The following is a 12296-nucleotide window of genomic DNA, read 5'->3' on the forward strand; positions in this document are numbered from 1 at the left end:
TGCAAGCCTTCCTAATGCGTATCCACTTATTGAAGTGGGTTTCCGACTAGTGAAAGCTCTGGATGCTGAATCAGCGCTTCACGGCAATAGTCGCACGTGATGCTGACGACCGTATCTCCACTTTGTTCTCTCGATATTATAAGAGCACGTTCCTCCGGGGTCAAGGAATCAAACCCGAGCTGCGCTTCTGTTACTTGCGATTCGTCAAATTCTGCAATCTTCATGCCGCAGCAACGACATGTATAGCGTATGCTCATGCACATACCACCCCCATACTGTTCCTATCGGTTAGTATGGACGATTGGGTGGGAAATCATACTACTTCTTCAAGCTGTTGTAATGGTTCATGACCTTTAAAAACGACTCTCTTGTCCACATGGCGCATGCATCAGCAGCCAAGCTCACTGCTTCTTGAATGTCGGATCTTTCCGCCACTGGAAACGTATTCAAAACATAGTCGCTGACGCTACGCCCTGGTTCAGGACGACTGATTCCGACCTTGATTCGTTTAAACTCCTGTGTGCCCAAATGCTGAATCATCGACTTGATGCCGTTGTGCCCACCAGCGCTGCCTTTTTCTCGCAGACGAAGATGTCCAGTCGGCAAATCAAGATCATCGTAGATGACGACGAGATCGTCCGGAATCAGCTTGTAAAACTTGAGGACTTCCGCTACGGATTCACCGGAGAGGTTCATGTACGTCTGCGGCTTCACAAGCAGTACCTTCTCGCCTTCGATTCGGCCTTCGCCCACGAGTGCACGAAATTTGTTTTGCGTAACAGGAATTCCCCATTTGTCGCTAATCTTATCTATGGCCATAAAGCCAGCATTATGTCTGGTGTCTTCATATTTTTTGCCTGGATTACCCAATCCGATTATGACTTTCACGCTTATTCCCTCCTACTCTCTTCCCATTGTACTCGAATGGTCACCTGAACAAAAGGAAAAGGGCAGAGATGAAATCACCTCGCCCTTTCTTTTTCCTGCCATGATTTTATTCGTTAGCGGTTCCTGCTTTTTCGGCCACTGCTTCTGCTTCTTGCTCCGCATCAATCGATTCTTCGGACTTGGCCTTAACCGGCAAGACACTGATCAGCACTTCCGTGGAATCAAGCCCCAGCTCCACTCCTGGTGGGACCGTCAGATCCGCTACCAAAACGACATCGCCGATATTGAACCCGTCGACATCTACCAGGAACGACTCTGGTATATTACCTGGCAAGCACGTCACTTCCACACTGTGGCGGATAAGGGTAGCTACACCCAGCTCTGGATCTCCTGTCATGAGGACAGGAACGGACGTGTGTATTTTTTCATTCATATTGATCTTCTTAAAATCTGCATGCAAAATGTTCCCCTGTAAAGGATGCCGTTGCAGCTCATATACCATGACATCGTGCGTGTCCCCGTCTACACTCAACCGGAATGGCTTGTTCGTCGTCTGGTGACGCAGGGCAGCATCCAGCTCTCTTCCTTTGAGCTGAATCGGCTGATTGCCCACTTCGCTGCCGTACATAATACCAGGAACCCAACCTTCCTTGCGCAGTACCTTTACAGCATTACCTGTCTTTTTTTCACGAGACTGTGCCTGTAATTGCTCCACAAAAAAACCTCCTTCGGACCGCTAGTAAAAGTTTCCTCTCTAGCTTGTCCATCGGAGGTTTAGTTCAATCCCCTAATAGGGGGATTGGTATTTTAATCGAACAATTTGCTTACGGAAAGCTCTTCGTGAACACGAATGATTGCTTCACCAATGATTGGCGCTACGGAAAGAACGGTAATCTTATCGATAATTTGTTCTTCGGTCAGCGGGATCGAGTTGGTCACAATCAGTTCCTTGATCTTCGAGTTAGCAATACGCTCGATAGCAGGACCGGACAGAACCGGGTGCGTGCAGCATGCATATACTTCACGTGCGCCTGCTTCTACAAGTGCACTTGCAGCCAGTGTGATCGTTCCAGCGGTATCGATAATATCGTCGATGATGATCGCTGTTTTGCCTTCGATGTTACCTACGATGTTCATTACTTCGGCTACGTTTGGTTCTGGGCGACGTTTGTCAATAATGGCAATAGGCGCTTCCAGACGTTCTGCCAATTTACGAGCACGAGTTACTCCACCGTGGTCTGGGGATACGACAACGATATCTTTCAGACCTTTTTCAGAGAAGTGTTTACCCAAGATAGGCACACCCAGCAGATGATCCACTGGAATATCGAAGAAGCCTTGGATTTGTGTTGCGTGCAGATCCATCGTAATCACACGTTGTGCACCTGCAGTCTCGATCAGGTTTGCAACCAGCTTGGCCGTAATTGGATCACGTGCACGTGCTTTACGATCTTGACGAGCGTAACCGTAGTAAGGAATTACTACGTTAATACTCTTAGCCGAAGCGCGTTTCAATGCATCGACCATGACCAAAAGCTCCATCAGATGCTCATTAACGGGAGCAGATGTTGGCTGAATGACAAATACGTCACAACCGCGAACGCTTTCATTGAGTTTGAGTTGGCATTCGCCATCACTAAAGCGCACTACTTGTGCGTTTCCGAGTGGTACACCGATGTGTTCGGCGATTTCTTTTGCCAGTTCCGGGTTTGCGTTGCACGTAAATACCTTCAGTTTTGGGTCGCGGTAGTTAGCCATGATCTTCTCAAGAACCTCCCGTTATGATTGCTTTTTGCCCTTGCGAGGCATTTTGTTCGCGTAATCGATTTTATTTACTTGACGCTCACGTGCGATCGCAAGCGCATTATCTGGCACATCTTGATTAATAGTCGATCCTGCAGCTACATAAGCATTTTGTCCAACTGTAACAGGCGCAACCAGATTACTGTTGCATCCGATGAATGCTCCATCTTTTACTGTTGTTTTATGCTTCACTGCGCCATCGTAGTTGACGGTAATCGTTCCACAGCCAATATTGACTCCGTCTCCGATCTCCGCATCCCCTACATAGCTGAGATGAGGAACCTTCGTACCGTCACCAATTTTCGCATTTTTCAATTCCACGAAATCACCGATTTTGGCATTGCTTCCAATCTGCGATCCTGGTCGAACATAAGCAAATGGCCCTACAGATGAATCGCTTTCCACACTTGAATCAACCATCACTGAGTAAGAAATGGTCACGCCACTCGCTACTTCCACATTCGTCAGATCTGCTTGGGGGCCGATTACACAATCAGCTCCAACGGTTGTTTGTCCACGCAGGAAAGAGCCTGGGTGGATCACGGTATCTGCCTCAATCTTCACATCAGCTTCGATGTACGTAGAAGCTGGATCAATGATTGTCACACCATTTCGCATGTGACCAGTCATAATACGTTTTTTCATGTAGGCTTCTGCTTCCGATAGCTGTACACGATCGTTCACACCCATTGTTTCCTCTGGATCAATCGCTTCGTATGCAACTACCTTTTCACCTGCATCACGCAAAATACCGACAACGTCTGTTACATAGTATTCGCCTTGTGCGTTGTCATTTTTCACTTCCGCCAAGGCTTTCCATAATTTTCGGTTGTCATAGCAGTATATGCCCGTATTAATTTCTCTGATCGCCCGTTCCGCTTCCGTAGCGTCCTTATGTTCCACGATTCGCAATACTTCGCCCGCCTCATTGCGCACGATACGCCCATAACCTGTTGCATCAGGTAATACGGCGGTTAATACAGTTGCAGCCGCTTGCTGCTCCTCGTGATAGGTCAGCAAGGCCGACAACGTAGTCGCTGACAAGAGGGGAACGTCTCCATATAAAAGAAACGTAGTTCCTTCTTTATCCTGTAAAAACGGCGCTGCTTGCGAAACGGCATGTGCCGTTCCCAACTGTTCTTCTTGCAGTGCATAAGTAACGTCCTCGCCTAGCTTGGCACGGACAGCGTCAGCACCATGACCTACGACGACAACGATATCCTGAACCTGCATGGACGCCATCGTATCGACTACATGCTGAACCATAGGCTTTCCGCACACAGGGTGCAGGACTTTGTACAGCTTCGATTTCATCCGCGTACCCTGACCAGCAGCCAGAACCACGGCATGGATCTTAGACATGTCAACCCTCCATCGTAGAAGTTCCACAATGACTATATCCTAATTCATATGTGAATTTCAAGACAATCGATACAGGATTATCCCTGATTCCTTGCATTGCCAGTAGTTAGACACATGGCAGACAACATTTAATTTTCTGACAGAAATGTGATATATTGTTGGGCGAAAGGGGTTATTTGAAGGAGGTAGGATAAGATGAGCGCGGAGGTATACTTGCTGACTGGGTATTTAGGTAGTGGAAAAACCACCCTTTTGCAAAAGTGGCTGACTCATTTGCGCATCACAGACCAGAAAGTCGTCGTCTTGATGAATGAAATGGGGGAGGAAGATATTGACGGGGAACAATTGCAAGGCTTCGGCTTTCCTGTCAAAAAAATGCTCGATGGCTGCATCTGCTGCTCGATCAAGGGCGAGCTAACGGAGGGCTTGAAAGATATTATGAACGCCATTGCGCCAGACCGAATCCTCATCGAGACTACTGGCGTAGCCGATCCACTTGATGTCATCGATACGATTACTCATCCAGAGCTGTATGATCGACTGGAGTTAAAAGGGACCATTAGTGTTGTCGACGCCTCTCGCTTTCTGGATCTCAACTCACGATTCTCCTCGACTTCCACTCTGGTCAAAACGATTCGAAACCAAGTGCGTTACGCAGACCTGCTTCTTTTGAACAAAACCGATTTGACCAGTCCTGATGTCATAGAGCGGGTTCGTCAAAAGCTCAGTGAAATCAATCCAACTGCATCCATACACGCTACTGTTCAGGCTGAAATAGAAGTCTCCCGGCTTTTGTCTGTCAAACGCACCGTTCATGAGCGATCGCCAGACAACGAACCAAACCGCCCCATTGCCGTACAGAAAAGCATCGGCCGAATGTCCACGATGGACAGGCTCAAGCAATCCCTTGGCCTAAAAACAAGCCAGCCCTCTCTCTACAATAGTATCGAAACGTTTTCCTATGTATTCACCGGACCCGTAGACGCGAAAAAATTCGAGGACTTTCTATACGATCTCCCCAAAAACGTCTATCGAGCAAAAGGCTACGTTCAATTCCACGGAAAGCCCGAGCTGATCTCGTTTCAGCATACCGATAATCAGGTGCTCCTGTTCCCTTTTGAAAATTTCGGACCGAAAATGGTAGCTGTCTTCATCGGGGAAGGAATGGACCGAGAAATTATTTTAAACGATCTAAAAAAATGTTATGGTTAACGGACGCCGAAGCACCCTGCCGCAAGTGACAGGGTGCTTTGTGTGTTTTTAAGCACCAGCTTCGATAGTGCTTTCTTCCTCTTGACCTACGCGGTCGTATTCTGTGAGTACTGCTGCCTGGATTTTTTCACGGGTAGTTGAAGAAATCGGATGTGCAATATCACGGAATTCTCCATCTGGTGTACGCTTGCTCGGCATAGCTACAAACATACCATTGTTTCCGTCAATGACACGGATATCATGAACCACAAATTCATGGTCGATTGTAATGGATGCAATCGCTTTCATCCTACCATCCGTATTCACTCGGCGAAGTCTTACGTCTGTTACTTCCATCTAGTTCACTCCCTTTATCTATGTAACGCGTTTAGGATTATTTCCACCCGCTGGGTAAATATTCCTGCTTATCATTATGCAATTTTTGAAAAAATATATAAATATGTTTATATGTCATTTTTTGGAAACATTTTCCGCAAGTACAAAAAACAGCCCAATGCGCGTGGCATCAGGCTGTTTTCCATTTTTTTCTATTCGATATAAGCTACGATTTCGATTTCGACTTTTACATCACGCGGCAGACGTGCCACTTCTACAGTGGAACGAGCTGGCTTGTGATCGCCAAAATATTGGCCGTACACTTCGTTCAGTTGACCAAAATCATTCATATCCTTGATGAATACAGTCGCCTTCACTACGTTCGTCAGGTTGCCACCGGCTTCTGCCAGTACCGCTTGAATGTTGGAAAAAACCTGATGGGTTTGCTCCACGACGTCACCTTCTACCAAAGTGCCGTCTGCACGAAGCGGAATTTGACCCGATGCAAAAAGAAATGGACCTACCTTCGCAGCTTGGCTGTAAGGACCAATAGCGGCAGGAGCCTTGTCAGTTGAAACAAAAGAGATTGCCATGCTTATCTACTCCCCTCTATTTTCAAAAAAACTGCCCAGCTCTATTTCAATTTGCTTGCCCTTGAAGTCTACATCCTGAAGTTTTGCAAGCGATACATACTCATCTACCAAACGCTCAGAAACATCCGCCGTCGTTTCTACCAGTACGCCGCATCCTACTACGGTTGCACGGAATTCCTGCAACAGATCAATCATGCCCCGCAATGTCCCGCCAGCTTTCATAAAGTCGTCCACAATGAGGACACGAGACTGCTCGGCCAAACCGCGGCGAGCGAGTGACATGGTTTGAATTCGTTTACTGGAACCCGATACATAGTTAATGCTCACTACTGAACCTTCCGTCACCTTGTTGTCACGGCGCACAATCACAACAGGCACATTCAAAAACATAGCCGTCGCATACGCAAGTGGAATCCCCTTTGTTTCCACCGTCATGACGACATCCACATTTTTATCCGCATAAGCGGTTGCAAAGAGCTTTCCGATCTTCGCCATCGTTTGTGGATTTCCGAGAATGTCGGACATGTACAAGTATCCACCTGGCAAAAGTCTCTCTGGATTAGCGAGTTGACCGATCAGTTCGCGCATGAAGTGAAGGGCCTCTTCCGTTTTGACCTGTGGAATATACTTCACTCCGCCTGCCGCTCCCGCCACCGTTTTCAACAAGCCTACCCCTTGGACTTCAAAAGCCTCTTTGATGATAGACAAGTCTTCACTGATGGATGATTTCGCTGCGCCGTATTGTTCCGCGAACAGAGTGAGAGGAGTCAGCGTATGGGGATGGGCGAGCAAGTGCTGCGTCATGTCAACCAGACGTGCACTTCTGCGCAATTTCTTCATGGCTCTTCCTCCAAAACCGAATATTATGCTGTTAATGTATCATTTCCATACGGGTTTATGCAAGTATTTCCCCATCTTGAGCGCCTAACATTCGGACAACAAACACATCTTTGACAAAACCTCGCAACGCATTGTAAATCCGATGTACTTTCGCTTCCTTTTGCACAAGAGCAAACACAGTAGGGCCACTGCCAGACATCAGGACACCATCTGCCCCCGAAGCGATCATGAGATCCTTGATCTGTTTTACTTGTGGATGGAGCGAGAGCGTGACGTTCTCCAGCACATTCCCAAGAGATTGGCACATGAGTGAAAAGTCTTGGGTAGCGATGGCTTGCAGCATTTGTTTGGTATCGGGATGATTATCGATCTGAGCCACACGCAGGTTTCCGTATACATCCGGGGTAGATACTCCGATAGGCGGCTTGGCTAGAATGACCCAGCACGGTGCAGGAGCTCCCAGATGCGCAATCTGTTCGCCACGCCCCGTCGCCAGTGCTGTTCCTCCATAAACGCAAAATGGCACATCAGAGCCAATCTCCGCGCCGATTTTAGCCAGCTCATCTCTGGTCAACCCGAGATTCCACAATTGGTTCAAGCCGCGTAGTGTTGCCGCTGCATCACTACTGCCACCTGCCAATCCAGCCGCAACCGGAATTTGCTTATCGATATACAAGTGTACGCCCTGGCGTACTTGAAATTTTTCTTTCATGAGCGTTGCCGCTTTATATGCGTGGTTACGGATATCATCCGGTACGAAGCTGGCAGAACAGTCCAGCGTAATCTCACCATCTTCGCGTAGAGTCATGTCCACACGATCTGCCAAGTCTACGGTTGTCATCACCATTTCTACTTCGTGATAACCGTCCGGCCGTTTGGCAAGCACGTCAAGAGTCAAATTAATTTTGGCCGGAGCTTTGACCGAGATACGCACGTAGTTCACCTCTGCCTACTTTCTAAATTTCCTAGTCTCTTATTGTAGCATAGGCAAACTCACCCATGCCACTTGATCAATTAAAAAGAATAGGATCGAGATCATTATGGGTATTTCGAAAATTCAGCTCTCTTTATAGAAAAAAGCCGGGGATGCCCCGGCCTTGTCAACGAGTGTTTATATGGTGAGAAACGCCTGTACGATCAAACCAAACGCTACAATCGCTTAGCGGCTAATGCTTCCTCAGCAAGCTGAACAGCGCGCTTGACCATGTTACCCGCGTCCCGTGTCGTGATGCCTCCCCAACCCTCGGCTTTTACCGTATCGTAAAACCCAAGCTCTTTGGCCAGTTCCATCTTAAACTGCTCTGACATCAGTCCTCGTTTGCGACCCATAGCACCCTCCTTCTCGTTGACAGACTTAGTGTGCTCTATACCGTTCTTTTTATTGCCTCAACCAAATGTTCAGAGCTTTTCGATATAAAAAACAAAACAGTAGAACCCAAAAGGGCTCTACTGTTGTACAAATGTGATGCGGATGTGCTCGTTTTCGCGGCACACCGTCAATTCTACTGTTTCCGTCAAGATGTCAGCATAGCTGTAAGATACCCGCTCAAAGAGTTGATCGTCATCCAGCTTTACCACAAACACAGATGGGTAAGTTTCTTCGAGGATGCCACTACGTTCAACGGTTTTGCGGCGACCGCCATTAGCCTTCAGCAGGATGCGCTCACCAATGTGTCCGTCTAAACTGCGTTTAATGTCAAGTAACGCGTTTCTTGCCATTGTTCCATCCACCTCGCTTACATCTATTATAACAGCTCCCTTATATTTTGTCAAAGAAATAAAAAATTATAGCAACCCTGCAGATATTTTGTCAACGGGGTTTTTTTCATAAAAAACGTAGATATTTGTCAAATGTTATGCATAAAGGGCATAAACACGCAAAAACCCCCATTCTTGGGGGATCACGCCCAAAAATAAGGGGGTTGTCTACACGATTTACGTAATCAGTCCGCGGCGCATACCTTCGTTCGCTAGGCGGGCAAATTCGTCCAAACTGAGTGTTTCACCACGCCGGGTTGGATCGATCCCGATGTCAGTGAGCATCTGTATTACTTCATCCTTTTGGGTTTTAGGAAACAGTCCGTTCATTAGGTTGTTCAACAACGTCTTACGGCGCTGTGCAAACGAGCTGCGTACCACCCGGAAAAACACATCCTGGTCGTCTACTTCCACTGGCGGACGATCTCTTACCTTTAAGCGAATCACTGCCGAGTCGACATTCGGACGCGGAATGAACACACTTGCAGGCACTATCATTGCTACTTCTGTGTCTGCATAGAATTGAGCTGCGACTGAAAGAGAGCCATAGTCTTTCGTTCCTGGTTTGGCTGCAATTCTCTCTGCCACTTCCTTTTGAATCATGACCACGATGTTCTCGAGAGGCAATCTCTCTTCCAGCAGCTTCATCAGGATCGGTGTCGTCACATAGTAAGGCAGATTCGCCACTACGCTCAGCTTTTCCACTCCTGTCATCTTTTCTTCTATTAACTTCTTCAAATCCAGCTCCAGTACGTCCCCATGAACGACTTCAATATTTTCATAGGGTGACAGCGTGTCCTGCAAAATAGGCAGAAGACGCTGGTCGATTTCGATCGCCATCACTTTTTTGGCTGCTCGTCCCAATTGCTCCGTCAACGCACCGATACCGGGCCCGATTTCAATCGCTCCCTTTTCCTTGGTAAGGTCTGCCTCTGAAACAATGTTATGTAAAATATTGGTGTCTATCAGGAAGTTCTGGCCCAAACTCTTCTTAAAAGCAAAGCCGTACTTCTCCAATATTTCTTTTGTGCGCGTAGGTGTGGCAATATCCTTGCCCGCTATTTGGGTCATGGCTTACTCCCTCTCTTTGTTGATGGCCGTAATGGCCGCTTCGAATTCTGCTCGACTGATTTGGAAGGCATTGAGCCGCTGCAGCATTTGCTTGGCGTTGGCGTATCCGATCCCCAATGCTTCTCCCAGCTTAATTCTGCGTTCTTTGGCATCTACTCCGGACGTCAGGCCATTTGCCAACAGATCGTCAGAGGTAATCTCTCCAGCCGTTTCCGCCATTTCGGTACGTACTTCTGAGAGCGCACGAATAATCACGTCAGGTGTCGCGTTCTCAACGCCGATGTCGCCCTTTTTGGTCCCGTCCTCCTGGGTAATAAATGCGTGCTTGCAGCCTGGAACTGACTTGCTGATAATTTTTCGGATGCGCTCCCCTTGATAATCGGGGTCTGTAAAAATAATAACACCGCGTTTTTGTTGCGCCAGCCTGATTTTTTCAATCGTTCTTTTATGAATGGCAGAACCGCCAGTTTCAATCGTATCGGCATTAACCGCATGTTTGATTGCTGCGGTATCGTCTCGTCCTTCGACCACGATGACTTCCTTGATCTTCATCATGTGCTCCCACTTTCGTACAAAGTCGGTACGATACTAGTGTTCCAAAAAAAACCGTACCCAAAGCAAAAAATACATGTAACATTTGGTAAAACAGGATCGTCTAACTAACAAACAGCTTATCACAATAACCATGGAGGAAACAGAAGAACAGGAGCAATCGCTCCTGTCCTAAGGCTTCTGTGGTCCAATGATATATACAGTTTTGTTTCGCTTACGACCGAATTTCCTCGCCTCGGATTCCGTGCCTACGAATACGTCGATTTTGCCACCTTTCATGGCACCACCCGTATCTTCAGCTCGACGATACCCAACACCTTCAATGTACACCCACCATCCATACGGAATGACTTTAGGATCTACAGCGATTGTGTGACCTGCCTTGGCTTTTACCCCTGTCGATGTGCGTCCATATCCTGGAGAGCTTGGGTGTTTGCCACCTCCCGAAGGAGTATATGCAGTCAGGGTAACCCCGTTCAGTACTTTTTTCGGCCTAAACACTTTTCCACCACGCGAGACCGGACCCGCTGCTGAAGCAACCAGGACCCGATCTGGTTGACCCTTTTTCTGCAACGTTGGGATTGCGGTACCCACGGCTACGACATTATCTTTCTTCGGTACAAGTACATCTCTTTTGACCAGATCACGGGAGACTTCTTTTCCATCTTCCATGACTAGCTTATAGTGTGCAATTGCCTTACCTTCTTGCCCGCTCTGTAATACGCGAGTCTTACCTTTTTCCAGCGCTGGATCATTTTTGCGTATTTCTTGAAAGTTGACTCGCTCATCGACTTTTACCATTTTCTCAACAACCCGCTTTACGCTGATCGAGGAGTCCTTGGTAAGTGTAGCGGTCAATGCCGGTTCTACCCGGTCCTTCTCACCTAGCACGATGCCGCCGTCCTTCAACGCACCAGCAACATCACGACTAAGTGTCTCTATCGTTTTTTTCTGCCCGTCAACCTGGATTGGTATGGACCAGGTCGTATATAAAGTAATGAGTGCTCCGTCTTTTAGCTTCGTCTCAGGTGTCGGTTGAAGGGAATCCTTTTCCGTTACCGTAATGTTCCGCTCGGTTAAGAACTGCTCAACGGTCTTGGCTTTTGTAGCGACCGTCTTGCTTTCTCCGTCCAACGAAAAAGTGACCTGTTTTGGCTGAGTAGCCTGGGCAGAGAAATAGCCAATCATGGGAACGAGCACAAGAGCAAGGCAGCCAAACATGACTAGCCCCCGATTCTTATACCTTTCCCATATCGCGCGTAACTCCATTTCCCACACTCCTTTTCCTAGAAAAGCGCAAGGCTCTTCTTGTCTAGCCAGGTAAGGGTCGATGTAATTGCACTAATATTCTGGAAGTGGCCGGTACTTCACAAGGTCGGCTTTGATTGTATTTCACTTTCCCGGCTTTGTCAAATTTACCCTCCCTCTTGGCTGAAACGATAATGGTATCAGACTAGCAAAATAGGCGTGGCGAATGGTAGCAGAAACCTGTCGAGAAGCCATGTCGGATGGACAATAATCGTTCGACACATTGTTCATCGTATGCGTCGACAAAATAGAGTAGAACCCGGTTACTTCACACAAAAAAACGGGAAATCACGTGATGAATCGTGATTTCCCGTTTTTATTAACCGTTCATGCGAAAAAGACGTGTGGCGTTGTCTGCGGTAATTTGTGCCATTTCCTCGTAAGACAACCCATGAATGTTCGCCATTTCTTCACAGACGTAACGCACATATCCACTCTCATTTCGCTTTCCACGGAAAGGATGCGGAGTGAGATATGGGCAATCTGTCTCTATCAACAGCTTGTCTAGCGGTACCTTCGCTGCTACTTCTTTTGGCTGCTTGGCATTTTTGAATGTAAGCGGACCACCGAACGAAATATAAAAATTCATATCGA

Annotated in this window: 16 protein-coding genes; 1 reads left to right on the plus strand and 15 read right to left on the minus strand. The window is 47.4% G+C overall.

Annotated features, from left to right (window positions below; all coding sequences use genetic code 11):
- Positions 1-26: 26 nt before the first annotated feature.
- The 5 genes from HP568_RS25490 to glmU form a co-directional block, all read right to left on the minus strand.
- Positions 27-257, minus strand: coding sequence for an anti-sigma-F factor Fin (locus HP568_RS25490; protein WP_007726431.1), 231 nt, complete (start codon positions 255-257; stop codon positions 27-29).
- Between the two features lie 61 nt (positions 258-318).
- Positions 319-888, minus strand: a complete 570-nt coding sequence (pth, locus tag HP568_RS25495; protein ID WP_056495933.1) for an aminoacyl-tRNA hydrolase — start codon at positions 886-888, stop codon at positions 319-321.
- Positions 889-994: 106 nt separating this feature from the next.
- Positions 995-1603 carry a 50S ribosomal protein L25 gene (locus HP568_RS25500; protein ID WP_173630568.1) on the minus strand — a complete coding sequence of 203 codons (609 nt, stop codon included), beginning with the start codon at positions 1601-1603 and terminating at the stop codon, positions 995-997.
- Between the two features lie 92 nt (positions 1604-1695).
- Entirely contained in the window at positions 1696-2646 is a 951-nt protein-coding gene (locus HP568_RS25505) for a ribose-phosphate diphosphokinase (protein WP_007726399.1), read from the minus strand.
- A 21-nt stretch (positions 2647-2667) separates the two neighbouring features.
- Positions 2668-4053, minus strand: coding sequence for a bifunctional UDP-N-acetylglucosamine diphosphorylase/glucosamine-1-phosphate N-acetyltransferase GlmU (gene glmU, locus HP568_RS25510; protein ID WP_048035567.1), 1386 nt, complete (start codon positions 4051-4053; stop codon positions 2668-2670).
- Between the two features lie 195 nt (positions 4054-4248).
- On the opposite strand from glmU, the gene HP568_RS25515 reads away from it, so the two are divergent.
- Entirely contained in the window at positions 4249-5265 is a 1017-nt protein-coding gene (locus HP568_RS25515) for a CobW family GTP-binding protein (RefSeq protein WP_048035566.1), read from the plus strand.
- Between the two features lie 48 nt (positions 5266-5313).
- On the opposite strand, the gene spoVG is transcribed toward HP568_RS25515, so the two are convergent.
- From spoVG to HP568_RS25565, 10 genes are all read right to left on the minus strand, one after another.
- Entirely contained in the window at positions 5314-5601 is a 288-nt protein-coding gene (gene spoVG / locus HP568_RS25520) for a septation regulator SpoVG (protein WP_007719936.1), read from the minus strand.
- 191 nt (positions 5602-5792) lie between these two features.
- On the minus strand, positions 5793-6173 hold the full coding sequence (locus HP568_RS25525) for a RidA family protein (protein WP_007719935.1): 381 nt from the start codon (positions 6171-6173) through the stop codon (positions 5793-5795).
- Between the two features lie 6 nt (positions 6174-6179).
- Positions 6180-7013: a pur operon repressor gene (purR, locus tag HP568_RS25530; protein WP_007719934.1), complete on the minus strand. Its 834-nt coding sequence runs from the start codon at positions 7011-7013 to the stop codon at positions 6180-6182.
- A gap of 55 nt (positions 7014-7068) precedes the next feature.
- Positions 7069-7947, minus strand: a complete 879-nt coding sequence (gene ispE, locus HP568_RS25535; protein ID WP_048035565.1) for a 4-(cytidine 5'-diphospho)-2-C-methyl-D-erythritol kinase — start codon at positions 7945-7947, stop codon at positions 7069-7071.
- Between the two features lie 215 nt (positions 7948-8162).
- Entirely contained in the window at positions 8163-8342 is a 180-nt protein-coding gene (locus HP568_RS25540) for a small, acid-soluble spore protein, alpha/beta type (protein ID WP_048035564.1), read from the minus strand.
- 117 nt (positions 8343-8459) lie between these two features.
- Positions 8460-8732, minus strand: a complete 273-nt coding sequence (gene veg, locus HP568_RS25545) for a biofilm formation stimulator Veg (protein ID WP_005830485.1) — start codon at positions 8730-8732, stop codon at positions 8460-8462.
- 216 nt (positions 8733-8948) lie between these two features.
- On the minus strand, positions 8949-9842 hold the full coding sequence (gene rsmA / locus HP568_RS25550; protein WP_173630569.1) for a 16S rRNA (adenine(1518)-N(6)/adenine(1519)-N(6))-dimethyltransferase RsmA: 894 nt from the start codon (positions 9840-9842) through the stop codon (positions 8949-8951).
- A 3-nt stretch (positions 9843-9845) separates the two neighbouring features.
- A complete protein-coding gene (gene rnmV, locus HP568_RS25555) occupies positions 9846-10394 on the minus strand; it encodes a ribonuclease M5 (RefSeq protein WP_048035562.1) in 549 nt (182 codons plus the stop codon).
- Between the two features lie 171 nt (positions 10395-10565).
- Positions 10566-11663 carry a resuscitation-promoting factor gene (locus tag HP568_RS25560; protein ID WP_048035561.1) on the minus strand — a complete coding sequence of 366 codons (1098 nt, stop codon included), beginning with the start codon at positions 11661-11663 and terminating at the stop codon, positions 10566-10568.
- 358 nt (positions 11664-12021) lie between these two features.
- Positions 12022-12296 (minus strand): TatD family hydrolase (locus tag HP568_RS25565; protein ID WP_173630570.1); only part of this gene is annotated, 275 nt, incomplete at its 5' end.

This window comes from Brevibacillus sp. MS2.2, assembly GCF_013284345.1.
Classification (GTDB): Bacteria; Bacillota; Bacilli; order Brevibacillales; family Brevibacillaceae; genus Brevibacillus; species Brevibacillus brevis_C.